The 26,915-nt window shown below is 73.7% G+C and carries 27 protein-coding genes; 13 read left to right on the top strand and 14 right to left on the bottom strand.

The annotated features are described in order from the left end of the window. Positions 1-40: 40 nt before the first annotated feature. Positions 41-1,987, bottom strand: coding sequence for a vWA domain-containing protein (locus tag AC5L35_RS12600; protein WP_495059756.1), 1,947 nt, complete (start codon positions 1,985-1,987; stop codon positions 41-43). Next, positions 1,980-3,368, bottom strand: a complete 1,389-nt coding sequence (locus AC5L35_RS12595) for an ATP-binding protein (RefSeq protein WP_495059755.1) — start codon at positions 3,366-3,368, stop codon at positions 1,980-1,982. The genes AC5L35_RS12600 and AC5L35_RS12595 overlap by 8 nt, the downstream gene beginning before the upstream one ends. Before the next feature lie 130 nt (positions 3,369-3,498). On the opposite strand from AC5L35_RS12595, the gene AC5L35_RS12590 reads away from it, so the two are divergent. Beyond that, the gene (locus AC5L35_RS12590) at positions 3,499-4,479 is read left to right on the top strand and encodes a zinc-binding dehydrogenase (RefSeq protein WP_495059754.1); all 981 of its coding nucleotides are present in this window, start codon (positions 3,499-3,501) and stop codon (positions 4,477-4,479) included. 12 nt (positions 4,480-4,491) lie between these two features. Here AC5L35_RS12590 and AC5L35_RS12585 read toward each other — a convergent pair whose 3' ends face one another. Further along, the gene (locus AC5L35_RS12585; protein ID WP_495059753.1) at positions 4,492-4,710 is read right to left on the bottom strand and encodes a hypothetical protein; all 219 of its coding nucleotides are present in this window, start codon (positions 4,708-4,710) and stop codon (positions 4,492-4,494) included. A gap of 257 nt (positions 4,711-4,967) precedes the next feature. After that, positions 4,968-5,681, bottom strand: a complete 714-nt coding sequence (locus AC5L35_RS12580; protein ID WP_495059752.1) for a GAF and ANTAR domain-containing protein — start codon at positions 5,679-5,681, stop codon at positions 4,968-4,970. Positions 5,682-6,272: 591 nt separating this feature from the next. On the opposite strand from AC5L35_RS12580, the gene AC5L35_RS12575 reads away from it, so the two are divergent. The 4 genes from AC5L35_RS12575 (at position 6,273) to AC5L35_RS12560 (ending at position 10,503) form a co-directional block, all read left to right on the top strand. Beyond that, the gene (locus tag AC5L35_RS12575; RefSeq protein ID WP_495059751.1) at positions 6,273-7,025 is read left to right on the top strand and encodes a GAF and ANTAR domain-containing protein; all 753 of its coding nucleotides are present in this window, start codon (positions 6,273-6,275) and stop codon (positions 7,023-7,025) included. A 59-nt stretch (positions 7,026-7,084) separates the two neighbouring features. Next, positions 7,085-8,404 (top strand): MFS transporter, encoded by a 1,320-nt coding sequence (locus AC5L35_RS12570; RefSeq protein ID WP_495059750.1) that lies wholly within the window; start codon positions 7,085-7,087, stop codon positions 8,402-8,404. 90 nt (positions 8,405-8,494) lie between these two features. Further along, positions 8,495-9,544 (top strand): fatty acid desaturase family protein, encoded by a 1,050-nt coding sequence (locus tag AC5L35_RS12565; protein WP_495059749.1) that lies wholly within the window; start codon positions 8,495-8,497, stop codon positions 9,542-9,544. Positions 9,545-9,591: 47 nt separating this feature from the next. Continuing rightward, the gene (locus AC5L35_RS12560) at positions 9,592-10,503 is read left to right on the top strand and encodes a hypothetical protein (protein ID WP_495059748.1); all 912 of its coding nucleotides are present in this window, start codon (positions 9,592-9,594) and stop codon (positions 10,501-10,503) included. A gap of 10 nt (positions 10,504-10,513) precedes the next feature. Here AC5L35_RS12560 and AC5L35_RS12555 read toward each other — a convergent pair whose 3' ends face one another. Both AC5L35_RS12555 and AC5L35_RS12550 read right to left on the bottom strand, forming a co-directional pair. Further along, the gene (locus AC5L35_RS12555) at positions 10,514-11,419 is read right to left on the bottom strand and encodes a M56 family metallopeptidase (protein WP_495059747.1); all 906 of its coding nucleotides are present in this window, start codon (positions 11,417-11,419) and stop codon (positions 10,514-10,516) included. A gap of 14 nt (positions 11,420-11,433) precedes the next feature. Beyond that, positions 11,434-11,775, bottom strand: coding sequence for a BlaI/MecI/CopY family transcriptional regulator (locus AC5L35_RS12550; RefSeq protein WP_169396878.1), 342 nt, complete (start codon positions 11,773-11,775; stop codon positions 11,434-11,436). Between the two features lie 199 nt (positions 11,776-11,974). Here AC5L35_RS12550 and AC5L35_RS12545 point away from each other — a divergent pair, with 199 nt between their 5' ends. The 3 genes from AC5L35_RS12545 to AC5L35_RS12535 all read left to right on the top strand — a co-directional run bounded on the left by AC5L35_RS12545 (position 11,975) and on the right by AC5L35_RS12535 (position 14,165). Next, positions 11,975-13,486: an MFS transporter gene (locus AC5L35_RS12545; protein WP_495059746.1), complete on the top strand. Its 1,512-nt coding sequence runs from the start codon at positions 11,975-11,977 to the stop codon at positions 13,484-13,486. Between the two features lie 62 nt (positions 13,487-13,548). Beyond that, the gene (locus AC5L35_RS12540) at positions 13,549-13,788 is read left to right on the top strand and encodes a YlcI/YnfO family protein (protein ID WP_169396876.1); all 240 of its coding nucleotides are present in this window, start codon (positions 13,549-13,551) and stop codon (positions 13,786-13,788) included. Then, positions 13,785-14,165, top strand: a complete 381-nt coding sequence (locus AC5L35_RS12535; RefSeq protein WP_495059745.1) for a hypothetical protein — start codon at positions 13,785-13,787, stop codon at positions 14,163-14,165. Before AC5L35_RS12540 ends, AC5L35_RS12535 begins: the two co-directional genes overlap by 4 nt. 70 nt (positions 14,166-14,235) lie before the next feature. Here the strand turns inward: AC5L35_RS12535 and AC5L35_RS12530 are convergent, their stop codons facing one another. After that, on the bottom strand, positions 14,236-15,072 hold the full coding sequence (locus AC5L35_RS12530; protein WP_495059744.1) for an LLM class F420-dependent oxidoreductase: 837 nt from the start codon (positions 15,070-15,072) through the stop codon (positions 14,236-14,238). A 70-nt stretch (positions 15,073-15,142) separates the two neighbouring features. Between AC5L35_RS12530 and AC5L35_RS12525 the strand changes: the two genes are divergently transcribed. Together AC5L35_RS12525 and AC5L35_RS12520 are read left to right on the top strand one after the other, a co-directional pair. Continuing rightward, the gene (locus AC5L35_RS12525; protein ID WP_495059743.1) at positions 15,143-16,717 is read left to right on the top strand and encodes an FAD-dependent oxidoreductase; all 1,575 of its coding nucleotides are present in this window, start codon (positions 15,143-15,145) and stop codon (positions 16,715-16,717) included. Next, complete coding sequence (locus AC5L35_RS12520; protein ID WP_495059742.1) at positions 16,714-18,306, top strand: bifunctional 3'-5' exonuclease/DNA polymerase; 1,593 nt, start codon at positions 16,714-16,716, stop codon at positions 18,304-18,306. Before AC5L35_RS12525 ends, AC5L35_RS12520 begins: the two co-directional genes overlap by 4 nt. Before the next feature lie 17 nt (positions 18,307-18,323). Here the strand turns inward: AC5L35_RS12520 and AC5L35_RS12515 are convergent, their stop codons facing one another. The 3 genes from AC5L35_RS12515 to AC5L35_RS12505 are packed head-to-tail and all read right to left on the bottom strand — an operon-like array spanning position 18,324 to position 19,784. Beyond that, positions 18,324-18,986, bottom strand: coding sequence for a DUF899 family protein (locus tag AC5L35_RS12515; protein WP_495059741.1), 663 nt, complete (start codon positions 18,984-18,986; stop codon positions 18,324-18,326). After that, positions 18,983-19,453 (bottom strand): SRPBCC family protein, encoded by a 471-nt coding sequence (locus AC5L35_RS12510; RefSeq protein WP_495059740.1) that lies wholly within the window; start codon positions 19,451-19,453, stop codon positions 18,983-18,985. Before AC5L35_RS12510 ends, AC5L35_RS12515 begins: the two co-directional genes overlap by 4 nt. Then, positions 19,446-19,784 carry an ArsR/SmtB family transcription factor gene (locus AC5L35_RS12505; RefSeq protein WP_495059739.1) on the bottom strand — a complete coding sequence of 113 codons (339 nt, stop codon included), beginning with the start codon at positions 19,782-19,784 and terminating at the stop codon, positions 19,446-19,448. Before AC5L35_RS12505 ends, AC5L35_RS12510 begins: the two co-directional genes overlap by 8 nt. Positions 19,785-19,925: 141 nt before the next feature. On the opposite strand from AC5L35_RS12505, the gene AC5L35_RS12500 reads away from it, so the two are divergent. Then, positions 19,926-20,075 carry a hypothetical protein gene (locus tag AC5L35_RS12500; RefSeq protein WP_495059738.1) on the top strand — a complete coding sequence of 50 codons (150 nt, stop codon included), beginning with the start codon at positions 19,926-19,928 and terminating at the stop codon, positions 20,073-20,075. 17 nt (positions 20,076-20,092) lie between these two features. Here the strand turns inward: AC5L35_RS12500 and AC5L35_RS12495 are convergent, their stop codons facing one another. Beyond that, a complete protein-coding gene (locus AC5L35_RS12495; RefSeq protein WP_495059737.1) occupies positions 20,093-21,007 on the bottom strand; it encodes an SGNH/GDSL hydrolase family protein in 915 nt (304 codons plus the stop codon). Positions 21,008-21,070: 63 nt separating this feature from the next. Further along, positions 21,071-22,303, bottom strand: coding sequence for an RNA polymerase sigma factor (locus AC5L35_RS12490; protein WP_495059851.1), 1,233 nt, complete (start codon positions 22,301-22,303; stop codon positions 21,071-21,073). A gap of 290 nt (positions 22,304-22,593) precedes the next feature. On the opposite strand from AC5L35_RS12490, the gene AC5L35_RS12485 reads away from it, so the two are divergent. Next, positions 22,594-24,111: a bifunctional 3-(3-hydroxy-phenyl)propionate/3-hydroxycinnamic acid hydroxylase gene (locus tag AC5L35_RS12485; RefSeq protein ID WP_495059736.1), complete on the top strand. Its 1,518-nt coding sequence runs from the start codon at positions 22,594-22,596 to the stop codon at positions 24,109-24,111. A 145-nt stretch (positions 24,112-24,256) separates the two neighbouring features. On the opposite strand, the gene AC5L35_RS12480 is transcribed toward AC5L35_RS12485, so the two are convergent. Both AC5L35_RS12480 and AC5L35_RS12475 read right to left on the bottom strand, forming a co-directional pair. Next, entirely contained in the window at positions 24,257-25,324 is a 1,068-nt protein-coding gene (locus tag AC5L35_RS12480) for a type III polyketide synthase (RefSeq protein WP_495059735.1), read from the bottom strand. Further along, positions 25,321-26,046 carry a methyltransferase domain-containing protein gene (locus AC5L35_RS12475; protein ID WP_495059734.1) on the bottom strand — a complete coding sequence of 242 codons (726 nt, stop codon included), beginning with the start codon at positions 26,044-26,046 and terminating at the stop codon, positions 25,321-25,323. Before AC5L35_RS12475 ends, AC5L35_RS12480 begins: the two co-directional genes overlap by 4 nt. Positions 26,047-26,073: 27 nt before the next feature. Between AC5L35_RS12475 and AC5L35_RS12470 the strand changes: the two genes are divergently transcribed. Beyond that, positions 26,074-26,910, top strand: coding sequence for a UbiA family prenyltransferase (locus AC5L35_RS12470; protein ID WP_495059733.1), 837 nt, complete (start codon positions 26,074-26,076; stop codon positions 26,908-26,910). The last annotated feature ends 5 nt before the right edge of the window (positions 26,911-26,915 follow it).

Below are 26,915 nucleotides of genomic sequence, written 5' to 3'. Positions count from 1 at the left end.
GGTGGCGGCAACGTGGCTTTGCTGCAATCCGGGGGACGGGTCAGCGGCGGGTGCGCAGGTAGTCCGCCACCACCTCGGCGCCGAGGCCGTCCAGCGTGGGGGCCACGACGCGGCCTCCGCACCGGCGGGCCACGTCGTCGATGAACGCGGCGAGCCGCGGGTCGTCGCCGAGCATGAAGAACGTGAACGACGCCCGCAGGCCGGTGATCCGGTCGAGCTCGGCCACCGTGGCCCGCAGCGTCTCCCGGCTGGGTGGGTAGTCGAAGACGGCGTTGCCGTCCGGTTCGAGGTGGGCGGTGGGCTCGCCGTCGGTGACGACGAGGACCACGGGCTGCGCGTCCGGATTGCGGCGCAGGTGCTGCCCGGCCAGCAGCAGCGCGTGATGCAGGTTGGTGCCCTGCTCCCACGCCCCCTCCAGCCCGACGAGCTCCCCCAGCTCCACCGACCGCGCATGCCGGCCGAAGGTGATCAGCTTCAGGTCGTCGCCGCGGAACCGCGTGGAGATCAGCTGGTGCAGCGCCAGCGCCGTGCGCTTCATCGGCACCCAGCGCCCGTCCTGCACCATCGACCACGATGTGTCGACGCACAGCGCCACCGCGGCGCGGGAGCGCTGCTCGGTCTCGACGATCTCCACGTCGGTGACGTCGAGCTTCCTCGTGTCCCCGGCCGCCTGCCGCAGCTGCGCGTTGAGCAGGGTCTTCGGCACGTTCCACGCCTCGGTGTCGCCGAACGCCCACGGCCGGGTGGCGCCGGTGGCCTCGGCCGACGCGCCGGACCGGTGCGTCTCCCGCTCTCCGCGCCGGGCGCCGATCTTGTCGACGACGTCGCGCAGGGCCGACTCCCCCAGCCGCCGCAGCGCCTTGGGAGACAGCTGGAGCGACCCGTCGGGCGCCCGCTCGAACAGTCCCTGGCGCTGCAGCTCACGCTCCAGCTCGGCCAGGGCGCGGGCGTCGACCCGCGCCTCGTCGCCCAGGTGCTGGCCGAGTGCGTCGAGGTCGATGTCCTCCATCCGCGCGCCCGGGTAGCTCTGCGACAGCTGCTCGGCGAGCGCGTCGAGCTGGCCGAGCTGCTCCATCGCGCGCGTGGCCTCGCCCATGCCCATCGGGTTGTCCCCGCGGAACCGGCCCTGCCCGTCCCAGTCCTCACCCGGCCGCAGACCCTGCAGCTGAGCGTCGAGCTGGGCCAGCGACTGCGCCAGCCGGGGGTCACCGAAGGCCTGCTGGGACAGCTCCATCAGCTCGGCCCGCTGCTCGGGCGTCATCGAGTTGAGCATCCGCTGGGCAGCCGCCGCCCGCTGGGCCAGCAGGTCGACGAGCTCCTCGGTGCTCGTGGGGTTCTCCGGGAAGAACTCGCCGTGCTGCTGCATGAACTGCTGGAACTGCTCGGTGGTGTCCTGCCCGGCGGCGTGGTTCGCGAGCAGGTTGTTGAGGTCGTCGAGCATCTCCCGGATGCGCTCGACGTCCTCGGGCGTGGCGTTCTCCATCGCCTGCTTCATGCCCTCGAAGCGCTGGTCGAGCATCTCCCGGCCGAGCAGGTCGCGGATCTGTTCGTAGGCCTCCCGCGCGTCGGGGGACTGCCAGTCGTAGGAGTTCAGCTCGCGGACCGCCCCGCCCGTGTCCGACGGGAGCGCATCGAGCTGCATCTCCCGGAACCGGGCGTCGTCGGTGTCCTGGCGGCCCAGCGAGTCGCGCTCGGCATCGAGGGCACGCGCCAGGAGCTCGCGGACCTCCTGCAGCGTGCCGTCGAGCCGGTTCTCCCGCTGCAGCCTGCTGCGGCGCTGCCAGACCTCACGGGTGAGCTCGTCGAGCCCGCGCCGGTTCTGCATGCCCCGGCGCAGCAGCTCCTGCAGCGCCGAACGCGGCGAGGAGCCCTCCATGACGTCGCGACCGATCTCGTCCATCGCGGCCCGGAGGTCGACCGGCGGGGCGAGCGGATCGGGCCCGTCCGTGTAGGGCCCGTAGGCGTACCTGCGGTCGCGTCTAGCCATAGCTCACCGTGTCGCCGTCGTCGGACTCGTCCTTCGCGAGGCGCCGGGTGAGGAACAGCAGTTCCAGGGCCAGCTCCGCCGCACTCGCCATGGGGCCCGGGTCCTCGGTGCCGCCCGCGTCGAGCCGCTTGGCGATCTCGGTGAGGGCGTCCACCGCGGGGAGTGCGGCCACGACCTCGACGGCCGCGACCCGCTCCCCCGTGCGCACCGGGTTGCCCGCGACGGCCTCGGCGAGCGGGTTGAGGTCGATGCCGCGCAACCGGGCCCGTGCCGTGTCGGCGGTGGCCCGGCGGAGCAGGTGCTCCAGGTGCTCGGACTCGCGGCCCTCCTCGCCGGAGGCGAACTCCAGCTTGCCGCGCAGCACGGCGGGCACCGACTCGAGGTCGACGGGACGGGCGACGGCCCGGTCCTCGCCGGTGATCGCGGCGCGGCGCAGCGCGGCGGCGGCCACGGTCTCGGCGGCGGCCACGGCGAACCGTGCCGACACCCCCGAGCCCTGGTCGACGGCACTGGACTCCCGCAGCGACCGGGTGAACCGGGCGACGACCTCGATCAGGTGCCTCGGCACCTCGGCCGCGAGATCGGCCTCCTGCTGGACCAGCGCGATCTCGTCGGCCAGCTCCAGCGGGTAGTGGGTGCGGACCTCGGCCCCGAAGCGGTCCTTGAGCGGGGTGATGATCCGCCCGCGGTTGGTGTAGTCCTCGGGGTTGGCCGACGCGACCAGCAGCACGTCCAGCGGCAGGCGCAGCGTGTAGCCGCGCACCTGGATGTCGCGCTCCTCCATCACGTTGAGCAGCGACACCTGGATGCGCTCGGCGAGGTCGGGCAGCTCGTTGATGGCGACGATCCCGCGGTGGGCGCGGGGCACGAGGCCGTAGTGGATGGTCTCGGGGTCGCCCAGCGAGCGGCCCTCGGCGACCTTGACGGGGTCGACGTCGCCGATGAGGTCGGCGACGGCGGTGTCGGGGGTGGCGAGCTTCTCGGTGTAGCGCTCGTCGCGGTGGCGCCATGCGACGGGCAGGTCGTCACCCAGCTCGGCGGCGCGCCTGCGGGATGCGGGGGTGATGGGGTCGTAGGGGTGCTCGCCGAGCTCGGAGCCCTCGATGACGGGGGTCCACTCGTCGAGCAGGTTGACGATCGAGCGCAGGAGCCGGGTCTTGCCCTGGCCGCGCTCGCCCAGCAGCACGACGTCGTGACCTGCGATGAGGGCGCGTTCCAGCTGCGGGAGCACGGTGGACTCGAACCCGACGATCCCGGGCCATGCGTCGCGCCCCTCGCGGAGCGCGGAGAGGAGGTTCTGGCGGATCTCGTCCTTGACACCACGGATCTCGTGGCCGGACGCCCGGAGGGCACCGAGGGTGCGGGGAAGATCATGGGGCACGTAATCAACGTTACGCCGCGGGCCCGCCCTCGCGCGGCGTCCGCACCCGGATGCGGCTGTTGACCTCTACCCGGCTTGAGCTCCTAGCGTCATCGCCGCAGGTCGGACACAGGACGCAGAGGGGACACCGGTGAAGGCGATTCGGCAGTACGAGTTCGGGGCGGCGGACACTCTGCGGTTCGAGGACGTGCCCGACCCCACGCCGGGCGAGGGGCAGGTGCTCATCGAGGTGTCCGCCGCGGGCGTGCACCTGCTGGACACGAGCATCAGGGCCGGTGTGACGGGCGGCCCGTTCCCCCGCCCGGAGCTACCCATGACGCCAGGTCGCGAGGTGGCGGGCGACGTCAGCGAGGTCGGGCCCGGCGTGGACCGCACCTGGGTGGGTCGCTCGGTGGTCGCGCATCTCGGGATGACCAGCGGCGGCTACGCGGCACGGGCGGTGGCACCGCTCACGGCCCTGCACGCCGTGCCCGACGGGCTCGCGCCGGAGGCGGCCGTGGCCATGATCGGCACCGGACGTACGGCATTGGGCATCCTCGACGTCGCCGACCTCGCCGCCGGTGACGTGGTGCTCGTACCCGCGGCGGCGGGCGGGCTCGGGACGCTGTTCGTCCAGGCGGTCCGCTCTGCCGGTGCGACCGCCGTAGGACTGGCGGGGGGACCGGAGAAGGTCGAGAAGGTACGGACGCTGGGCGCCGACGTCGCGGTGGACTACCGCGATCCGGACTGGCGCGACCAGGTGCTCGAGGCACTCGCCGGTCGCAAGCCGACGCTGCTGCTCGACGGCGTCGGGGGTGCGGTGGGACGTACCGCGCTGGAGATGCTCGACGTGGGCGGGCGGGTGGTGATGTTCGGCTGGTCGTCCGGCGCGATCACGGAGTTCACCAGCGCCGACGTCGCGGCGGGCAGCCTCGCGGTCGTCTGGGTGACGGGGCCGCGCATGCTGCGCCGCCACGGCGGGCTGCGCCCGCTGGAGACACGTGCGCTGGCCGCGGCCGGGGCGGGCCGGCTGGTGCCGGTCGTGCAGCCGTTCCCCCTGGCCGACGCCGCTCGGGCACACATCGCGCTGGAGGAGCGTGCGACGACCGGCAAGGTGGTGCTCGTTCCCTGATCCCCGCGGCGCTCAGTCCAGGTGGCGCCGCCACGCCGCCAACCACTGCACCAGGTGCCGGTCGGCACAGTTCCGCCCGTCGAACCCCTGGTGCGCCGCCACGGCCACGATCAGGTCGATGAGGGCGTCGTCGTCGATGAGCGCCGCGAGAGAGACGACGGTGTCGTCCGCGGCGTCGCCGTCATCGGTGCTCTCGGACGCGTGGCGGACGGCATCGTTCCTGGTCGGCATTCGAGAATCCCATCGGTATCCGAGAGGTGCACGCCGCAACGAAGGTCCGAGGCGAAAGCCGAGCCTCCGCGAGAAGACCAAGGCGTACCTTACCCGCCCCGGCACAGACCGTCATTGGTCGGTGCGCCGAACCCTCATCTGTCGGGTGAACTCGGGCGGGTCCATCACGTCTGGTCACCGCCCCGCGAATACGACTGCGCCGACCGGGGGACGACTGCCACAACCCCCGGCCGGGGGTCATCAGAACGTGAGCACGATCAGGGTTCGTCCGGAGTGAACTGCAGGCGCCGGGTGACGATGTCGTGGGCGACGTCGAGCAGGAGGCGTTTCTCGCTGAACGCGTAGGCGCGCATTCGCGCGAGCGCGTCGGTGGCGCCGATACCCAACTGCGCCAGGACCATACCGGTGGCCTGATGGACCTCCGCACGATTGCTGACCGTGGGGTCGAGCCACGGCCCGTCGCCGGGATCGGTACGCGCCCCGAGCATCATCAAGGCGGCGGTGTTGACGGCCGCCACCACGTCCCGGCGCTGCTCTGCGGGCAGGTGCCCGGGCGTGCGGCGGTAGAGGTGGAGTACGCCGAGGTTCACCGCACCCCACCGCAGGGGCAGCGCGAAGAGCGCCCGGGCCGGGGTGCGTTCCACGACCGCGTCGGCGAAGACCGGCCATCGCCTCAAGTCCGCGGCGGCGCACACGTCCGCGACGAACACCGGGCGGCCGGTGGTGGCCGCCTCCATGCAGACGCCTTCACCGAGGCTGAACTCGAGGTCGTCGAGGAGACCGGCGACGGAGTCACTGACCCACAGGGTCTCGCGGGCGGCGCTCACGGCGTGCAGCGCGAGGGATGCGCCGTCGACGTCGAGCCCGCTCAGGCACGTCCGGCACACCTGCTCGGCGAGGCCACGGTCGTCGTGCGCGGCCTCGAAGGCCGCCAGCAACGCCCGGGTGACGGGGCCGTCCTGTTCGTCCACCGCGCCACTCATCCCCCGGGGAGCCCATGCCGGCGGCCGCTCGTGGTGCGCGCCGGTTGCGGTTGCCCCACGGCGCCGTCGTGGCCACTCGATCGGCGTTGCACCGGATTCCCTTCCGAGGCCGTCCGCCGCTCGTTGTGGGCACTTTACGTGACACTGCTCACGGGCGGGTGGGCCGGTCGGCTTAAGGCTGCCCCGAACCGTGGGCGACGCTTAGCGCTGCGCAATTTTCAGCTTCCCAGATCTGGATCTCGAGAACTGATTTACCCCTTCAAAGAATCATCAAACTGCTGATCTTCCAGCCGATCTTCCGACCGTTCAGTGCGGCCCGAACGGGCGACTCATGTAATGATTTGCAAAGACCCGGCGAGGAAGCAGTGTCGGTCGCTCCATTCGAGCGAGCGATTTGTCGGGTTGGGACAGCGGGGGTTCGGTCGGACCGACGCGCCACCGAGATCGACCTCGGCAGCGAACCGGCCGGGTGCCTCCGGGCTCCGGGCCGATTCGTCTGCTCGACGGACGGCAGCAGTAATCGGACAGACCGCCCGGGGGTTGGTTCGAGACAGTTCTTCGGCAGGGGAGAAACGGGCGATGAGTGAAACGGTGCAGGGACGCGAGGGGCTGCTGAGCACGGCGTTCGTCGGGCTCGCCGACACCCTGATCGACGACTTCGACATCATCGATCTCCTGGATCAGCTCGTCGGGCACGGCGTCACGTTGTGCGGAGCGGACGCGGTGGGGATCCTGTTGGTCGACTCCCGCGGGTACCTGCAGGTCGTGGCCTCCTCGGACGAGGACGTGAGCCTGATGGAGCTGTTGCAGCTCCAGGCCGACGACGGTCCGTGCGTGGAGTGCGTGCGCACCGCGGCCCCGGTGGTGGCTCCGGATCTGGCCGACGTGGGAGACCGCTGGCCCGTACTCACCGACGCGATGAGGACGCACCAGCTGTACCGGTCGGTGCACGCGATGCCGCTGCGGCTGCGCGGCAAGGCCATCGGCGCCATGAACCTGTTCCGCCGCCTGCCCGGCGCCCTGCCGGAAGCCGATCTCGCGCTGGCCCAGGCGCTGGCCGACGTGGCCACCGTGGGGATCCTTCAGGAGCGGGCCGTCCGCCGGGGAGAGGTGCTCGTCGAACAGCTGCAGACGGCGCTGAACAGCCGGGTCATCATCGAGCAGGCCAAGGGTGTGCTGGCCCAGCGAGCCGGGCTGAGCATGAACGCGGCGTTCGAACGGCTCCGCAGCCACTCCCGCAACCGCAACCAGCGCCTGAGCGAGGTTGCCCGCCGGGTCGTGGAGGGCGAGCTCGAGCTCGGCACGCTCGACCCGCCAGGACGGGCGGGATAGCCGCACCGAACATCCTCGGGAAGGAATGCCGACCTCCGGCGTGGGCGTTCTGTCCCGTTGTGCACTCCCCCAGTCGCTTTGCCGCGCTGCTCGGGCTCCTGTTCGGCCTCGCCGGCACGTCCACGTCCGCGGTCACCGTTGCTCTCCCCGAACTGGCAGGCGACCTGGAGGTCAGCGCGGCGACGGCCGCGTGGATGGTGAGCGGCTACACCGTGACGCTCGCCGTCGCGACCCCGATCCACGGGCGCCTGGCCGACGTCGTGGGCATCCGGCTCCCGCTCTGTCTCGGCATCGCCGCGATGGCGCTCGGCGCGCTCGCCGCCGCACTCGCCCCGTCCTTCCCGATGCTGCTCGTCGCGCGCGTCCTGCAGGGCGCCGGAGCGGCCGCGATCCCCGTGCTCGCAACGGCGCTGATCAGCGCCCGCTGGAGCGGGTCCGAGCAGGGAGCGGCGCTCGGCCGCGTGGCCGGGGTGGCCGCCACGATCGGCGCGCTCGGGCCGTTGCTCGGCGGCGGACTCGACACGCTGGGCGGCTGGCGCTGGGCCGTCGCGATCCCCGTGCTCGGCCTGCTCGCGATCCCGCCCCTGTGGCGCGTCGCCCCCGCGGGTGGCAGCGGCGACGCCATCGACCGGACGGGCGCGCTGCTCGTGGCCGTCGCCGCGGCGGGGTTGGTGCTGCTCATCCAGTCGCCGTCGTCCGGCACCGGCACAACGGTCCTCGGCGCGGCACTCCTGGTCGTCGGCGCCCCGCTGGTGACCCTGTGGGTCCGGGCCCGCCCGCACGGCTTCCTGCCGCGCGAGATCATCACCAATCCCACCGTGCTGCGCAGCGCGTTCGCGGCGGCAGCGGTCCCGGCGAGCTGGTTCGCCCTGCTCCTGGGGGTGCCGCTCGCCGCCGCCTCGTGGGGATGGACGCCGCTGGCCACCGGGGCGCTACTGGTGCCCGCCGCCGTCGTCGGGTTCGCCTCACCGGCGCTCGCCCGCGTCCTGCTCGCCCGCATCGGGTCCCGCGGCTCCATCGCGCTCGCGTGCCCGACGGCGATCGTCGCGCTGCTCATCGCCGCAGCAGGGGGCGCCACGGAGTCCCCTGTCCTGCTGGCCGCGGCGGTCGTGCTCGTCTCCGCCGCGTTCGGGGTCGGCCAGCCCGCGATGATCGCCTCGGTGGGAGCGGCCGTCCCCGGAACGCAGCGTGGTGTGGCGCTCGGTATCGCCACGCTGGTGTTCCTCACCGGAGCGAGCGTCGGCGCGGCACTCGTCGGCGGGTTGGCGAACGTGATCGGCATCCCGGGAGCGTTCTGCCTGCTCATCGGCCTTCCGGTGGCCGGGTTGGCGGCTCTTCTGGTCGGCGGACCCGACCGCGTGGCTGCCGACGCTGCCTGAGCGGGGCGCGCTCCGGGATGGGGATTGCCCCCGTGTCGTCCGGGGGCTCACCGGCTCAACCCGGCGGCCGCTTCCGCGCAGGCTCGCCGCATGACCACTTTCACCGGTATGCCCGACGCACCGCCGCGCGGGAGCGACTACGCACGCCTGTCCCGGCGCATCGCCGCGGCCGGGCTGCTGGACCGCAGGCCCGGCTACTACGTCGTCCGGTTCCTCCTCGTCGGTGCGGCGGTCGCGGTGACGGCCACCGCGTTCGTGCTGCTCGGGAACTCGCCGTGGCAGCTGCTGGTGGCCGCGGCCGCCGCCGTCGGCTACGGGCAGGTGGCACTGCTCGCACACGACGTCGCGCATCGGCAGGTCTTCCGGACCCGGGGCGCGGCCACGGTCACCGGCAGGCTGCTCGGCAACCTCGGCATCGGGATGTCCTACGGCTGGTGGATGGACAAGCACACGCGCCACCACGCGAACCCCAACCACGAAGGACTCGACCCCGACGTGGCTGCCGGGGCGTTGGTCTGGACCGGGGAGCAGGCGGTGGCCGCGCGCGGCCTCACCCGGTTCGTGAACCGCCACCAGGCGCTGCTGTTCTTCCCGCTCCTCACGCTGGCCGGGATCGACCTGCGCCGCAGCAGCGTGCGGGGGCTGCTCGGCGAGCGCGGCGCCACCGTGCGCGGCCGCGGCCTGGAGCTCGGCCTGCTCGCCGCGCACGCCGCCGGGTACCTGACCGCGCTGTTCCTGGTGCTGCCGCCGGGGCTCGCGATCGCCTTCTTCGTGGTGCACCAGGGACTGTTCGGGGTGTACCTGGGCTCGATCTTCGCGCCCAACCACAAGGGGATGGCGATGCCGCAGGGTCGCCTGGACTTCCTGCGCAAGCAGGTGATCACCGCGCGGAACGTGCGGGGCGGTCGGCTCACCGACGGTCTGCTGCACGTGGCGATGGGCGGGCTCAACCACCAGATCGAGCACCACCTCTTCCCGAGCATGCCGACAGCGAACCTGCGCCGGGCCCGCCCGGTCGTGCGGGAGTTCTGCGCCGAGATCGGCGTGCCCTACCACGAGACCGGGCTGGTGCGGTCCTGGGCGGAGGCGCTGGGACAGCTGCGCCGCGCCAGCGCGCCGTTGCGCGGAGAGGCGGGTTGACCGAATCGTTCACGACAGCCGCGCGGCAGCGACGAGAGGCTCACCCCATGACGGCCCCCAGGACGGCACTGACGACCATCGATCTCACCGCGGCCGCCGGCTTCATGGCGACGCACGGGCGGCTGCTCGACCGCCACCGGTTCCGGCTGCTGCTCGCCGCGGGAGACCCGGACCCGGTGCTCGCCGCCCTCGCCGCGTACCGCAACGCGGACGGCGGGTACGGCTGGGGGCTGGAGCCGGACCTGCGCTCCGGCACGAGCCAGCCCGGAGGGGCGCTGCACGCGTTCGAGGTGTTCGACCAGGTCGCCCCCACGACGACCCCGCACGCCGCCGCACTGTGCGACTGGTTGGAGTCGATCTCCCTCCCCGACGGCGGGCTGCCGTTCGCGCTGCCGGTGCCCGACCCGGCCGGCACCGCTCCGTGGTGGGCGCAGGTGGACCCGCGGACGTCCTCGTTGCAGATCACCGCGGCCGTCGCGGCCGCGGCCCAGCGCGCGGCCCGCCACGACCCCGCCGTGGCCGCGCACCCGTGGCTCGCCCGGGCGACGCGGTACTGCCTCGACGCCGTACGCGCGGTCGAGGAGCGCCCTCCAGCACTCGTACTGGCCTTCGCGCTGCACTTCCTCGACGCGGTGTACGACAGCGAGCCGGCCGCTGCCGCTCTGGTCGGGCGGCTCGCTGCTCATCTGCCGGAGAACGGCGTCCTTCCGGTCGAGGGGGGCACCGCCGACGAGGCGATCCGCGCACTCGACATCGCGCCGGCGCCCGATCGCCCGGTGCGGGCGCTGTTCGCGCCCGAGGTCGTCACCGCCGAGCTGCGGCGGCTCGCCGGAACGCAGCAGGCCGACGGTGGCTGGCGGGTGGAGTTCGCGGAGTTCTCCCCCGCCGGTGCCCTGGACTGGCGGGGATACGCCACGGTCAGGGCGGTGACGATCCTGCGGCGCGACGGAGCGATCTGACCCGTCGGGGTCAGGGCATGAGCAGCAGAGCGGTCGGCACCGCCACCAGCCCGGCGGCGGCCACCCGCACGAGCAGCCGGACCGCAGCAGGGAGCGGCGCCGGCGGGGAGACGATCCGGCACAGCCGGCGGTCCAGCTTGTCGGTGAACGAGCTCAGTGCGGCCGCCGGTGCCGCGCCGCCCATCGTCCGCAGTGCCCCCGTCAGCTGTTTGGCCGTGACCTCGCTCGCCGCCACGTCGTCGGCGCGCATCTCGATCAGCGCGGCTACGGCGAGCTGGGCGCAGACCATCCCCCGCACGAACGGCGCCGTGGCACCCCAGGCCACGAACGGCAGCACCACCAGGTCGTGGCGTTCCCGCAGGTGGGCCCGTTCATGGGCCAGCACGGCCCGGACCGCAGGCGGGTCGAGAGCATCGAGAACCCCGGCGGAGAGCACGAGCCGCGACCGCAGCCCGGGGAGGCAGTACGCCACGGGGACGGGATGGTCGAGCACCCGCGCGCCGGGTACGGCGGGCCACGGCGTGCCGAGCAGGTCGATCAGGTCACGATGGCGGCGCCGCGCCTTGAGCGTGCGCACCGTGACCGCGAGCAGCACCCCGACCAGCCGGAGCGCCAGTGCGAGCGCCGCCAGCAACGCCGCGACGTGGATGAGGGAGAGTCCCCGGGGCACCTCGCCCACGGCCATCGCGTCGACCGCGGCAGGGACGGCCACCGACAGCGAGGGCCCCAATGGGGACAGGCCGTACACGAACCCGGAGCCGAGGAGTGCCAGGCCGCCGGCGAGCCCGATCGCCTGCCACACGAGCAGAGCGCCGACGGGGTCGCGGGCCGGCCACTGCGCTGTGGCCAGCGCTCGGCTCAGCGGCTCGGCGAGCACCAAGCCGAGCACGAAGAGGCCGAACGCAGTGAGCGTCATCGGAGCAGACTGGTTCAGTCGAGCAGGTCACGCAAAGCGGCGCGCTCGTCCTCCGGCATCGAACCGAGGAACCGGGCCAGAGCCGCGCCCCGGTCCGGCGCCGCATCCAGGGCGTCGAGCATGAGCTCGGCGACGTGGTCCTCGCGGCTGGCGACGGAGCGGTAGCGGTGAGCCCGGCCCTCGCGCTCGCGCGTGACGAGGCCCTTGCGCTCCAGCCTGCCGAGCACCGTGAGCACGGTGGTGGTGGCCAGATCGCGACTCGCCAGCGCATCCTGCACGTCACGGGCCGTGACGGGGCCCGTGGCCGACCAGAGGGTCTCCATCACGGCACGTTCCAGTTCACCCAGCGTCGGCACCCAGCCATTCTACTTCAGGTAGAAGGCTTCTGGGGAGCCTCCATTCGATCTGTTCGTCACTCTCACCTGCGGGAAGTCGGACCGTTCGGCGACGACCCCGGTCAGCTCGGCGATCAGTGCGGACGCCGTCGCGAAAGGCCATCGGCTACATGGCACGTGGCCAGGCACTTCTCGTGGTGGGCGCGGCATAGTGAGGTGCGTGGCGGAACCAGGCGCAATCCGGATGGGCACGGCACGCGGTCGATGGGTGCTCCTCACCACCGTGCTCGGATCCGGCCTCGTACTGATCGACGGCACTGTGGTGAACGTCGCACTGGCACGAATCGGCGCCGACTTCGACGCCGGGTTCACCGCGCTGCAGTGGACGGTCAACGCCTACACGCTCACGCTCGCCGCCCTGATCCTGCTGGGCGGGTCGCTCGGCGACCACTTCGGCCGCCGCCGGGTGTTCCTGATCGGCGTCGTGTGGTTCGCGCTGGCGTCGCTGGCGTGCGGGCTCGCCCCGGACATCAACACGCTCATCGTGGCCAGGGCACTCCAGGGCGTCGGCGGGGCGTTGCTCACCCCGGGCAGCCTCGCGCTGATCTCGGCGTCCTTCCACGGCCCGGACCGGGCGGCAGCCGTCGGGGCCTGGTCGGGCCTCGGCGGGATCGCCGGCGCCATCGGGCCCTTCCTCGGCGGCTGGCTGGTGGACTGGAACTGGCGCGCGGTGTTCCTCATCAACCTCCCGCTGGCCGTGCTGGTGGTCGTGGTCGCGCTGCGACACGTGCCCGAGAGCCGGGACCCCGAGGCGGCGCCGGGGCTCGATATCTCCGGCACCGCGCTCGCCGCGCTCGGTCTGGCCGGCCTCACGTACTCGCTCACGGGGCTGAGCGAGCGAGGGGTGACGACGGACCTGGTGGTCGCGCTGGTGATCGGGCTGCTGGCGTTGGTCGCGTTCGTGCTGCAGGAGCGGCGCTCGCAGCATCCGCTGGTACCGACCGAGCTGTTCCGGAACGCCACGTTCAGCGCAGCCAACGCGGTGACGCTGCTGGTCTACGCCGCCCTCGGCGTGGTGTTCCTGCTGCTGGTGCTGCAACTGCAGACCGTCGCGGGGTTCACCGCGTTCGCCGCGGGCACGTCGCTGCTGCCCGTCACGCTGATCATGCTGGCGTTCTCCGCGCGTTCGGGGGCGCTCGCCGGACGGATCGGGCCCCGGCTGCCGTTGACGCTCGGCCCACTGGTGAGCGCGGCCGGGCTGATGCTCATGCTCCGGGTCGGCCCCGGAGCGTCGTGGGTCGCCGACGTGCTGCCCGCCGTGATCCTCTTCGGCGCGGGCCTGACGCTCACCGTCGCCCCGCTCACCGCCACCGCGCTCGACAGCGCCCCCGACCGGTACGCCGGCTCCGCGTCCGGGGTGAACAACGCGGTCGCCCGGGCGGCCGGGCTGCTCTCGGTGGCCGTGATCCCCGGCGTCGCGGGCATCCGCGGCAGCGACTACACCGAGGCCGCCGCCTTCAACTCCGGGTTCCGGATGGCGATGCTGATCGGCTCCGGACTCCTGGTGGTGGCGTCAGTGCTGGCGTTCACGTTGGTCCGGCGCCCGCTACGGGCCGCCGAGGCCGGTGTGCCCGACGCCACCACCCCGCATCGCGTGCTCGTCGAGGAGTTCGCCCACTGCGACATCACGGGGCCGCAGGCCTGCCCCCGGGCCGAGCGGCCGCGCGACTGAGCCCGCGGCGGGTCGGGCCTCACAGGGGGTCGAGCGCAGTATGACTGCGCTACCCTTTCAGTATGACCGCGCAGCGTGTGACGGTGAGCCTGCCGCCCGAGATCCTCGAGGAGGCTCAGGCCGCCGTCGCAGGGGGCGCCGCCAAGAGCCTGTCCGCGTTCGTCGCCGACGCGTTGGAGTCCAAGCTGTCGCGAGCCCGCGCGCTCGCCATACTGGAACGGGCGCTCGGCGGCCGGCCTCCGCAGGAGGTCATCGACGCCGTGCGTCGTGATCTGGGCCTGCCCTCAGTTCCCGCCGCGTGATCGGCGGCCGCGTCCTCGACGCCTCCGCCATCATCGCCTTCTCGACCGGCCGCTCGATCTACGCCGCCGCGCTGGTGTGGACCGCAGTCGAGGAGGGCATCGTGCTGGTGCTCCCGTCCACGGCGGTCGCCACCGCGTGGGCGCAGCTGCCCGAGAAGGCCCACCCCGTGCTCGAGGTCCTGCTGCAGCTCCCGGTGACCCTCGTCGACGACCTCACGGCCAGCCGCGCCCGGACGGTCGGGGTGAGGGGCGGCGACCAACAGCACGCACACGCCCTGCTCTGCGCCCACGAGCGCGGGTGGGCGCTGGTCACCGAGAGCTTCGGGCAGTACACCGGCGTCGACCGGGCCGGCGTCGAGGTCGAGCAGCTGCCCTAGCTCGCGTAGCCGCGACGAGGCCCCCGCACCGAGCTGGTGCGGGGGCCTCCGTGACGCAGAACGGGGTGGATCAGCGCAGGTCGAGCGCCTCCGCCAGCTGACGCAGGGCAGGCAGCGGGTCCGCATCGTTGGGCAGCACCTGCGCGCAGACGTGGTCGGCGCCCGCGTCGAGGTGTTCGGTGAGGCGTGCGGCCACGGCGCCGGCGTCGCCGTGGGCGACGAGCGCGTCGATCAGCCGGTCGCTGCCGCCGTCGGCCAGGTCCTCGTCGCTCCACCCGAGGCGCTTCAGGTTGGAGGTGTAGTTGCGCAGGCCGAGGTAGGGCTTCGCGACGACGGGGCGGCCGATCGCCCTGGCGCGTTCCGGGTCGGTGTCGAGCACCACCTTGTGCTCGGGCGCGAGCAGCACACCCTCGCCCAGGATCTTCCGGGCCTCGCGAGTGTGCTCGGGAGTGGTCAGGTAGGGGTGCGCGCCCGCCGTGCGCTCCGCGGCCAGCGTGAGCACCTTCGGGCCCAGCGCCGCGAGCGCCCGCCCCTCCAGCGGCACCTTGGCGGCATCGAGCGCGTCCAGGTAGTCGACGATCGTGTCGTAGGGCTTGCGGTACTCGCTCGTGGCCTCGGGGTGGCCGATGCCGACCCCGAGCAGGAAGCGTCCGGGGTACGCCGCCTCGATCCGGTGGTAGGACGCGGCCGCCTCCTCGGCGGGCGTGGTCCACATGTTCACGATGCCCGTGGCGACCGCGATCCGCTGCGTGGCGGCGAGCAGCGACTCGGCGAGCGCGAGGTCCCCGGAGGGCGAGCCGCCGATCCAGATGGCGCCGTAGCCCAGCGCCTCCACCTCTGTCGCGAGTTCCGGGGTGAGCCCGGCCGCTCCCCGCCAGATGCCGTATTGACCCAGTTCTACCGTCATGTTCGCGGCAACCCCGGCGCGCGCCGTCACATTCCGGCGACTGTCGGTGGATACACATAAGGTCGTTTTCGTGAGCCGAGAGTCGACCAGCCGGGCCGCGCCGCTGCGGATGCGCCCGCGGGTGGTGGTGCCCGCCGATCCGCGCAGGCCCCGCGATGCACCCGCCGGCACGGAGGCCGTGGTCGTGGGGGGCGGGGTGGCCGGCATCAGCGCGGCGGTCGTGCTGGCCGAGCGCGGCGTGGCCGTCACACTCCTGGAGGCCGCGCCCACGCTCGGCGGCCGGCTCGGCGCATGGCCCCACACGCTGCCCGACGGCACCGAGCAGGTGGTCGAGCACGGCTTCCACGCCTTCTTCCGCCACTACTACACGTGGCGGGCGGTGCTGCGGCGGATCGACCCGGAGCTGGGCTTCCTGCGCCCGGTCGGCGGCTATCCGGTGATCTCCAGGGAGTGGCCGCCCGAGGACCTCACCGGCCTGCCCGCGGCACCGCCGCTCAACCTGCTGGCGTTGTTCGCCCGGTCCCCGAGCCTGGGCCTGCACGATCTCCTCGGCTCCCGGCAGTCGCTGGCCGCCGAGCTGCTGGCCTACGACCGCGAGCGCACCACCGCCGTGTTCGACGCCGTACCGGCGGCGGAGTTCCTGGCCGGGCTGGGCATGTCCGACCGCGCGCTCGCCATGCTGTTCGAGGCGTTCGCGCGGTCGTTCTTCGCCGAGCCCGCCGCGCTGTCCGCCGCGGAGCTGATCGCGATGTTCCACTACTACTTCCTCGGCAATCCCGAGGGCATCGGCTTCGACGCGCCCACCACCGACTACCTCACCTGCATCTGGGAGCCGTTCCGGGCCGTGCTCGAGAAGCACGGCGCGCAGGTCCGCACGGCCACCGGGGCGAGCGCGATCGTTCCGGCCGACGGGCACCGCTGGCGGGTCGAGCTCACCGACGGCGCCCCGCTCGACACCCGCCACCTGATACTGGCCACCGACCCGGGTGCCCTGCGCCATCTGGTGGCAGCCTCCCCGGCCGCGGCCGCCGTGGCTCCCCGGCTCGCGGACAAGGCGGCAGCACTGGCGCTGGCCCCGCCGTTCGCGGTCACCCGGCTCTGGCTCGGCACCGACGTCGCGCCGGAGCGTCCGGTGTTCAGCGCCGTCAGCCGGGAGGCCACGCTCGACTCCATCACCGTCTACTCCCGCCTCGAGCGGCCGTCCGCCGAGTGGGCGGCGCGCACCGGCGGGTCGGTGGTGGAGCTGCACTCCTACGGGTGCACGGCCCCCGACGTCACCTCGGCCACGGAGCGGATGCGCGCCGAGCTCGCCGAGCTGTGGCCGGAGACGCGCGACGCCCCTGTCGTGCACCTGCAGGAGCGGCTGGAGGCCACCGCCCCCACCTTTCCGCCGGGCGGAGCCGGCACCCGGCCCACGGTCACCGGCGACGCCCGGGGCATCCGGGTGGCAGGCGACTTCGTCGACACCCCCATGCTCACCGGCCTGATGGAACGCGCCGCCGCGTCCGGGGTGCTCGCGGCCAACGACGTGCTCGCCGAGGTGGGCGCCGGTCCGGAGGAGATCCTGGGCGTCCCCCAGCGCGGGTTGCTCGCCGGGCTGCTCCCCTCGCGCGCGCAACCCCGGCTCACCCCGCGACGCGGGTGAGGATCGCGTTCGATCCCGGGCCACGCGACGGACCGGCCCGGATCCAACGGCTCGCCGACGACGGCACCGCCCTCGGCGCCCCGGAACCTCTCACCGCGCTCGCGGGCGTCGCGGATCTCGAGCGCAAACACGAGCCTCGGTGGGTGGTCGCCCGGGCCCGCAGCTACCGACGGCTGCTCGCCGCCGGGGTGGCGGTGACACGCGCCCACGACGTCGACCTGGTGGAGGGCCTGCTCGTCGGTGCGGCGGGCCAGTACGGCCAGCCGCACGGTCTCGCCGCGGCCACCGCCCGGCTGCAGGGCCGCGCCCCCGCACCCGATCCGCCCGACGACGGCGACGGTCCCCCGGCCCTGTTCGAGACCGGCGACGCCACCGACGAACTGGCCGACGTCGTGGCCGTGCACGCCGCCCAGCAGCGGGCGCTCGCCGCCGCCGGGCCGGGGATGCGGCTCCTGGCCGCCGCCGAGTCCGCCGGGATGCTCGTGGCGGAGGAGATGACGTGTCACGGGCTGCCGTGGCGGCCCGACGTCCACGACCGGCTGCTCACGGAGTTGCTGGGGCCGCGTCCCGTGCTCGGCGGCAGGCCGCCGAAGCTGGCCGCGCTGGCCGACGAGGTCACCGCCGCGTTCGGGGGCCGTCCGCTCAACCCCGACTCCCCCGCCGAGGTACTGCGCGCGTTCGCCCGGGCGGGCCACGAGCTGGAGACCACGCGGTCGTGGGAGCTGCGCCGCATCGACCACCCGGCCGTGGAGCCGCTGCTCGCGTACAAGGAGCTTGCCCGGCTGCACTCCGCCCACGGCTGGTCCTGGCTGCGCAGCTGGGTCCGCGACGGCCGGTTCCGCCCCGAGTACGTGGTCGGCGGGGTCGTGTCGGGCCGGTGGGCCTCCCGCGGCGGCGGGGCCCTGCAGATCCCCCGCGCCGTGCGCTCCGCCGTCCGTGCCGACCCGGGGTGGCGCCTGGTGGTGGCCGACGCCGCCCAGCTGGAGCCCCGCGTACTGGCCGCCCTGTCCGGCGACCATGCGCTCGCCCCCGGCGAGGACGACCTGTACTCCGCGCTCGCCGCCCGCGAGTTCGGCGGCGACCGGCCGAAGGCCAAGCTGGCGTTGCTCTCGGCGATGTACGGCCAGACCTCGGGCGGGGCCGGGGCGCTGATGGCCACGCTGCGCAGGCGGTTCCCGGCCGCGATCGCCTACGTGGAGGAGGCGGCGAGAGCGGGCGAGGAGGGCAAGCTCGTGCGTTCGCACCTGGGGCGCACCTGCCCACCGGCACGGCCGGGCCACGAGCAGCCGTCCGCGGCGCGGGCGCGAGGGCGGTTCACCCGCAACTTCGTGGTGCAGGCCACCGCCGCGGAGTGGGCGCTCGTGCTGCTGGCGGAGCTCCGACTGCTGCTCAGGACGGCGGGCAGCCCCGCTCACCTCGTGTTCTTCCAGCACGACGAGGTGCTGCTGCACGCCCCGGCGGACGCTGCGCAGCAGGCCGCGGCCGCCGTTCGTGAGGCCGCCGAGACCGCGGGGCGTCGCCTCTTCGGCGCGTCACCGGTGCGCTTCCCGATGCAGCCGCGGATCGTGGAGGGGTACGACCAGCGGTGATTGCCGCCCTGGCCGGCTCAGTACTCGTCGTGCAGCCGCCACCACTGGTACGGCGCGGTATGCGGGTACCCGGCGGGCGAGTCCTCCCACTCCTCCTGGCGGCCCAGCGGGGTCAGGTCGAGGAAGCTCCAGACGCTGCCGAGCTGTTCGACCCCGCGCCCGGCCGTGAAGTAGGAGCGGAAGACCCGGTCGCCGTCCCGCAGGAAGACGCTGAGCCCGAACCCCTCCGGGGTCCCGGTGGCGTCGGCGAAGTCGGGGCCGCAGGAGAAGAACGGGAGGGTCCAGCCCATGCGCCTGCGGAACGGCTCGAGGTCGTCCCACGGCGTCAAGGAGACGATCGCCAGCGACGTGTCGCGGGCATGCAGGTGTGCGGGGTGGCTGACCTGGTCGGTGAACAACGCGCAGCCCGAGCACCAGTCCGGGTCGTGCATGAAGTGGTAGACGATCAGCTGCCGGCGCCCCTCGAAGAGGTCGAGCAGCGTCTGCTCGCCCGCCTCGCCGGTGAACGTGAAGGACCCGAACTCGACCATCGGCAGGCGCCTGCGCCGCGCCGCCAGCGCGTCATGGGCGCGCGTCATGTCCTTCTCCGCGGCGAGCAGGTCGGCGCGGGCGGCTGCCCATTCCGCCGCGGACACGATGTCGGGCAGGGTGCTGGTGGAGGTGGTGCCAGGCGTACTCATGCGGTTGCCTCCCGGAACCGTTCGGTGAGCCGGTCGAGGGCGCTCGACCAGCCGTCGTCATGGCTGTCGCGGCTTTCGTCGGAGGTGAAGCCGGCCTGGTGCAGGGTCATCTCGGTGCGTCCGTCGAGGTCGGCGAGCTCGACGGTGACCACCGACTCCTGCCGGGTGTCGCCGGGAGCGCCCCACGTGAAGACGAGGCGCTCGGGCTCCGTCACCTCGATGTAGAAACCGCCGGTCGGGTACTCGGCGCCGTCGTCGTCGCGGATCATGGTCGCCCGCCACGTGCCACCCGGGCGGACGTCCATGGCGATCGTCGACTCCGGGGTCGTGAAGCCCCGCGGTCCGAACCACGCGGTGAGGTGAGCAGGGTCGGTCCACGCCCGGAAGACCAGCCGGCGGGGCGCGTCGAGGATGCGGGTGATGGTGAGCTCGCGCTCGGCGGGCCCGGTCTCGCGTCGGTCAGCCATCAGGGCGCCCCTCCTGGATCTGCCGCAGGTGGTCGTCGAGGCGGTCGAAGCTGCCGTCCCAGAACTGCTGGTAGCGCCGCACCCAGTCGGCCACGTCGGCCAGTGGGCCGGCGTCGAGGCGGCACGGCCGCCACTGGGCGGACCGGCCACGGCTGATCAGGCCGGCACGTTCGAGCACCTTCAGGTGCTTGGAGACGGCAGGCAGGCTCATCGTGAAGGGCGCGGCCAGCTCGGTGACCGACGCCTCGCCGTCGGCGAGACGCGCGAGGATCGCCCGCCGGGTGGGATCGGCCAGCGCCGCGAACGTGACGCTGAGAGAATCGTCGGTCATGATCTGCCAAACCAGTCGGTTAATTAACTACGCGGTTTACCATAGACCGGTTTCCGCTGCCGTCAAGCCGACCGCCTCGACGCCCTCGACGCGGTTCCCCACCACTCGCAGACGCCCGAGGACCGGATCAGCGGCGAGACCGTGACCGTCGTCCTCCGCGAGGTCGAACCCGGCCGCACCGAGGTGACGGTGACCGACAGCTGGACCGGCCCCGAGTTCGAGCCCTCCTACTACGACGAGCTGCGCAGCGGCTGGGAGGAGTGGGTCAACCGCCTGGAGAAGATGTTCTGACCGGCCCCATGGGGCCCTCAGGGGGCCAGCGCCGGGACGGACTCCTCGGAGACCGCCGCAACGACCGCCGCGGCCATGCCCGCCGTGCCCAGCGCGTTGGGGTGCACCGGGGCGGCAAGAGCCGTCGGGACCAGACCCTCGATCCACTTGACGCCGGGCAGCTGGCACATGTCGTGCCCGATGGAGGGGGTGTAGGTGTCGACGAAGTCGGCACCCGCGCCCTCGGCCTCGTCGGCGAGCATCGCGTTGAGCCGCTTCTCGGTCTCCCGGAAGTAGGCCACGTCGCCGGGGCTGAACGGGACCAGCGGGAAGCAGCCCGGCCCCTCGTCGGGCAGCAGCGCCGGGTACCCCACCACGAGAACCCTCGCGTCCGGTGCCCGCTCCTCGATCTGCTCCAGCGCCGCGGCGATCTTCGGCGCGGTGCCGTCGATCCGCTCGGCGAGCTGGTCGGTGCCGCCGGCCGTGAAGAAGTCCCGGCACGCCGCGCCGGTCGGCTGCTGCGGAGACCGGACGGCGCACTCGCTGATGATCGAGCTGAAGCCGATGTCGTTGCCGCCCATCGTCAGCGTGACCAGCTCGGTGTCCTCCGACAGGGCATCGAGCTGGGGAGGGTTCTCGCCACCCGTCACCGGCTGGGGCCCTGCGAGGTTCTCCGTGGTGGCGCCGCCGCAGCTCACGTCCTGGAAGCCGGGGACGCCGAGGGTGCGGCCCACGATGGCCGGATAGTTGTTCGTGGAGCGCAGGCAACCGGCCGGCTGGCCGGTCTGCACCGGGATCAACGGTCCGGACGCGTACGAGTCGCCCAGCGCCACATAGCTCTGCGACGGAACACCGTGCGCCGGGTCGGCCGCGGCAGCAGGAGCGGCCACCAGCCCCGTCGTGAGCGCAGCCAGAACGAGCGGGAAGGCCCACCGGGCGGTGTGATGACGCACGGTCGCCTAACGATCACCACAGTCCGGGCGTTACGCGCAGTTCGGCCCCATTGATCACCGGTGTCAGCCGAGCCGGTCGGCTCGGTCCTCCAGGTAGCGCCGCTCGGGCACACTCGTGCTCCGGCGGGCGGCCTCCCGGTAGGTGGCGCGGGCCGCGTCCACGTCCCCGGCCATGTCGAGCAGGTGGGCGCGCACGGCAGGCACCCGATGGTGCCCCGCGATGCGGTTGTCGGAGTCGAGCGTCGCCAGCAGGTCGAGGCCGGCGTGGGGGCCGTCCACCATCGCCACGGCGACAGCGCGGTTGAGCGTGACGACCGGGTTCGGGGCGAGCACGTCGAGCACCCGGTAGAGGGCGGCGACCTGCGGCCAGTCGGTGTCCTCCGCGGTCCTGGCCTCGCCGTGCACGGCCGCGATCGCCGCCTGGAGCTGGTAGGGCCCCACCGGCGCGCGGGCCAGGGTCGCGCTCACCAGCTCCACCCCTTCGGCGATCAGCCTCGCGTCCCAGCGGCTCCGGTCCTGTTCGGCGAGTGGTACGAGGGCGCCGTCCGGGCGGGTGCGGGCGGGACGCCGAGCCTCCGTGATGAGCATCAGGGCGAGCAGCCCGGCGACCTCGCCGTCCCCGGGCAGGAGCCGGTGCAGCCTGCGGGCCAGCCGGATCGCCTCGCGGGTGAGCTCGGGACGCTGCAGATCGGGCCCCGAGGTGGCGGTGTACCCCTCGTTGAACACGAGATACAGCACGTGCAGCACGGCGCCGAGCCGTTCGGGCCGCTCGGCCTCGGCCGGCGCACCGAACTCGACACCGGCCAGGGTGCGCTTCGCCCGGCTGATCCGCTGGGCCATCGTGGCCTCGGGCACCAGGAACGCGTGGGCGATCTGGGCGGTGGTCAACCCGCCGACGGCCCGGAGGGTGAGCGCCACCTGCGACGGCGGCGACAGCGCCGGGTGGCAGCACAGGAACAGCAGGGTGAGCGTGTCGTCCTGGGCCACGTGGTCGACGTCGGCGGCGGGCGCCGGCACGTCCGGCTCGGCGAGCGCCGCCGTGCTCTCGCGGCGCCTGCGGGCGCTCTCGCTGCGCCAGTGGTCGGCCAACCGCCTGCCGGCGACGGTGATCAGCCAGGCCCGGGGGTTGTCCGGCACACCCTCGCCGGGCCACTGCACGGCGGCGGCGAGCAGCGCGTCCTGCACGGCGTCCTCGCACGCGTCGAACTGTCCGTACCGGCGCACCAGCACCGTGAGGACCTGCGGCGCCAGCGGGCGCAGCAGCTCCCCCAAGTCCGTGGGCCGGTCGGTCACAATTCTCCATCCCGGAGGGGTCCATCAGCGGTCGGATCTCGACCGCGGTGACGCGGGCCCCGCGCAGCGGCTCGGCTTGCTCGACGGCCCGGTCCAGGTTCTCGCAGTCGAGCAGCCGGCAGCCCGTCGGCTGCTGTAGTGATTCGGCGAACGGTCCGTCCGTCCGGTCGGTCGACCCGTCGCTCACGAAGGACGTCGGAGCCGGGAAGCGCGCCTCGACATCCCCGATCGAGGAGGGCGCGCGGATGCAGCGGTCCCGCCGCGCTGGCAGGGTCGAGACGGAGGTGGGGGCGGTGGAGCGGGACCAGGCGCAGCGTGGCGGGCACGTGCTGATCGTCGGCGCCGGCCCCACCGGGCTGACCGCTGCCCTCCTGCTGGCCCGGCTCGGGGTGGCCTGCACGGTGGTGGAGCGGCACGCCGGGGTCCATCCACTGCCGCGTGGGGTGCACCTCGACGACGAGGGCGTGCGCATCCTGCAGCGAGCAGGCGTCGGCGACGCGTTCGCCGGCATCAGCAGGCCTGCGGCGGGCTTGCGGCTGCTCGACGCGCGGCTGCGGCCGTTCGCGGAGTTCCGCCGGGACCGGGCGGTCGGCGAGCACGGCCACCCCGAGTCCAACCTGTTCGACCAGCCCGACCTCGAACGGCTGCTGTGCACCGAGGTGGCCCGGCACCCGTCGGTGAAACTGCGTGCGGAGGTCGTGGTGACGGGCATCGGCGCGCCCGGCGGGAGGCCCGTCCTCGTGGCGGTGCACGACACCCGTACCGGCGAGCGGGAGCAGATCGCCGCGGACGCCGTGCTCGGCTGTGACGGCGCGGGCAGCACCGTCCGCGACGCCATCGGAGCCACACTGCGCGACCTGCGGTTCACCGAGCGGTGGTTCGTCCTCGACGTCCGCTGCGGCCGGCCGCCGTCCACCTGGGGCGGCGTCGACCAGGTGTGCGACCCCCGCCGCGCGGCGACGTTCCTGCCGCTGCCCGGCGACCGCTGCCGGTGGGAGTTCCTGATGCGTCCGGACGAGACGGCCACCGACCTGGCACGACCGGAGCGGCTCGCCGCGCTCACCGCACCCTGGGGCGTCCCCGCGGCCGGGCTGGAGGTGCTGCGCGCCGCCGAGTACACGTTCCGGGCACGGATCGCCGACCGGTGGCGCCGCGGGCGGGTCCTGCTGCTCGGCGACGCCGCCCACCTGACCCCGCCGTTCATCGGGCAGGGCCTCGGCGCCGGGCTGCGCGACGCCCACAACCTCGCCTGGAAGCTCGCCGCCGTCCTCCGGGGGGCCGACGAGGACACCCTGCTCGACAGCTACCAGGCCGAGCGCGCACCGCACGCCGAGGCCGTGATCCGCGGCGCCGTGCGGGTCGGGCGGGCCATGACCGGGGGCCAGGACATCGCCGCCGCGCTGCGCCGGCCCCTCACGGGCCTGCTCCTGCGGGTACCGGGCGTGCGGGCGGCGGCCCAACGCGGCATCGCCACCCGCTACGCCCCCGGGCCGCTGGTCGAGCGCCGCCGCCACCGCCGTGACCTCCCCGGCACCCCGTGCCCGCAGCCGACGGTGCGGGTCGGCGGACGACCGATGCGCCTCGACGAGGTGCTCGGCGACGGCTACGCGCTCCTCGCCACGGACCCCGTCCCCGTGGACCTGCAGGCCACGGCACAGCGGCTCGGCGCCCCGACCCTGCGGCTGGGCCCCGGCCCGGCCGACCTGGTCCTCGACGACGGCGGGGAGCTGCGCGCCTGGTTGGCGGGGGGCCGCGCGTCCGCCGCCCTCGTCCGCCCCGACCGGATCGTCCAGGCCACGGCCCCCGACTGACCCCACGCCCTCGGGAACGGGCGACTCGCGCACGCGAAAAGGGCGACTCGCGCACGGGGAACGGACCGCCGCGCCCGTTGCAGCAAAGCCACGTTCATGCAACCAGGTGGCGGCAACGTGGCTTTGCTGCAAGTCCGGGAGGGGCTCACGCCTCCCGGAGGAGGGCCACATACAGGGTCAGGCCGGGGCCGAAGGCCATCGCGACGGCCGCGCGTCCCGGCTGCGGACGGCCCGCGGCCCGCAGGGCGTCGAGCACGAGGAGCACGGTGGCCGACGAGCAGTTGCCGCGCTCCGCGAGCACCCCCAGCGAGGCGTCCAGTGCGTCGTCGGGCAGCGCGAGCCGCTCCGCGACGGTGCTGAGGATGCGGGGACCCCCGGGGTGCACGGCCCACGCGTCGACGTCGGCGGTGGTCATCCCGTGGCGGGCGAGCAGTTCGGTGATCATGGGGTGGACGTGGCGGGCCAGCACCCGCGGCACCTCGGGCGAGAGGCCCATGCGGAAGCCGAGGTCGGTGACGTCCCAGGTCATGTGGTCGGCGGTGGCCGCGTCGGTCAGCGCCGCGATCTCCACGACCTCGAGCCCCCTGTGCCGCTGCGGGCCGGTCGGCAGCACGACGACGGCCACGGCGGCGTCACCGAACAGGGCGTGGGAGACGACCTGTCCACGGTCGACGTGACCGTCGTCGTCGGCGGCGGGCTGCACGTGCAGGGAGGTCAGTTCGAGGCACAGCACGACGGCGGGCCTGCCGCGGGCCACGACGTAGTCGGCGGCGGCGCCGAGCCCGGGGATGGCCGCGTAGCAGCCCATGTGCCCGACGAACAGCCGCTGCACGTCAGGTGCCATCCCGAGGTCGGCAGCCACCCGGATGTCGAGACCGGGCGTGACGTACCCGGTGCACGAGACGACCGCGAGCAGGCCGACCTCGTCGGGTGCGAGTCCTGCGTCGGTGAGCGCTGAGGCCACCGCCTCCTTGCCCAGCGGGAGCGCCTCGGCGACATAGCGGCGCATCCGCTCGCCGGTGGACCAGCGGGAGACGTCCTCCTCCACCGGGTTCACCGCCGCGTGCCGGTGCACCACCCCGGCGCCGCGGAAGATCCGCTCGGCCATCCGGTCGCCCGCGAAGTGCTGCGAGAAGAACCCGTCCCACATGTCGGTCTGGCTCACCCGGCCACCGGGGAAGGCCATGCCGAAGCCGGCGACGTACGCCGTCATTCTCGCCTCCCGGTGGCCTGGAACAGGACCGCGGTGGTCGGTACCGGCACCATCGCCACCGTGTCGGCCCGGCCGGCGGCCCACCGGACGAGGCCCGGCAGCGACGGCCGGATGCCCCGCATCCGCAGTGTCACGCCGTGGCGGCCACACTCCCGCACGAGAGCGGCGCGGTCGACGAACAGTGCCGGATCGTGGATCCCGGGGGGCGCCGCGCCGGGTATGCGTTCGGCCACGGTGACGGCGATGAAGCGGCCGAGAGCGGTGGCGGCGAGCGTGTCGATCACGAGCAGGCCACCCGGCCGCAGCAGCCGGCAGGCCTCGCGGACCGTGGCCGCGAGGTCGGGCACGTGCTCGAGGATCTCGCCTGCCGCGACGACGTCGGCGCACCCGTCGGCCAGTGGCACGGCCATGACGTCCCCACGCACGACGGTGACGCCGTAGGACGCGGCCTGGGCCAGCGCGGACGCGACCATGTCCACGCCGATGTGGCGGTACCCGGCCCCGGCGACGTGCGGGGCGAGCAGGCCCGCACCGCACCCGAGGTCGACCAGCACGGCGCCCTCCCGGGTGGCGGGGGGAATGAGCGCGCCCCGTGCCGCCGCGAGCCAGTGGAGCATCGCGAACGGTCCGCGGGGACGCCACCAGTGCTGCGCGAGGTCGTCGTACTGGGCCGGATCGTTGCGCGCCAGCCCGCCGGCTCGATGGTTCCGGACGTCGGGCACGCGTTCCAGGCTGCCAGACTGGAGCGCATGCGGCCTGTCGCCGATCGAGCGGTCGCGTTGCTGCGGTCCTCCCATCCCGAGCCCACCGTCGCGGTCACCGTGATGGTCACGGCCCTGGCCGTGACCACGGGGCGCGACCTGCCCGGTGTGCTGCTCGTGGCCGCCGCGGTGCTCACCGGACAGCTGTCGATCGGGTGGCTCAACGACGTGCTCGACGCCGAGCGGGACGTGGCCGTCGCCCGCACGGACAAGCCCGTGGCCGCCGGAGCGATCTCGGCGCGCACCGTGGGGGTGGCGACGGTGCTGGCCGCGGTCGCCTGTGTGCCCCTGTCGCTCGCGTCGGGCCTCCTCGCGGGGCTGGTGCATCTCGTCGCCGTCGGCGCCGGGTGGGCCTATGACCTGGGCATGAAGTCGACGGCGCTGTCGGTGCTGCCCTACGTGGTGTGCTTCGGGCTGCTGCCGGTGTTCGTCGTGCTCGGGCTACCCGGCACGCCGGCGCCGCCCTGGTGGTTGCCGGTGGCGGGCGCCCTGCTGGGCGCCGGGGCGCACTTCGCCAACGTGCTGCCCGACCTCGACGACGACGCGGCCACCGGAGTGCGTGGGCTGCCCCACCGGCTCGGCGCGGCCGGCAGCCGGGCCGCGGCGGCGTTGCTGCTGCTCGCCGCCACCGTGGTGCTCGCGCTCAACGCCCCGCTGCCTGCCGTGGTCACCTGGGGCGTGCCCGTGCTCGCCGTGGTGATCCTCGCGGCCGGGTTCCGGGCCGGACGCACCCCCGGCTCGCGGGCACCCTTCCGCGCCGTGCTGGTGGTGGCCGCCGTGGCCGTGGTGCTCCTGGTGGCGTCGGGACCTGCCCTGCTCCGGTAGCCCGC

This window comes from Pseudonocardia sp. OZ21 (genome assembly GCF_059359135.1).
This window is presented reverse-complemented; position numbering and strand designations above follow the sequence as displayed.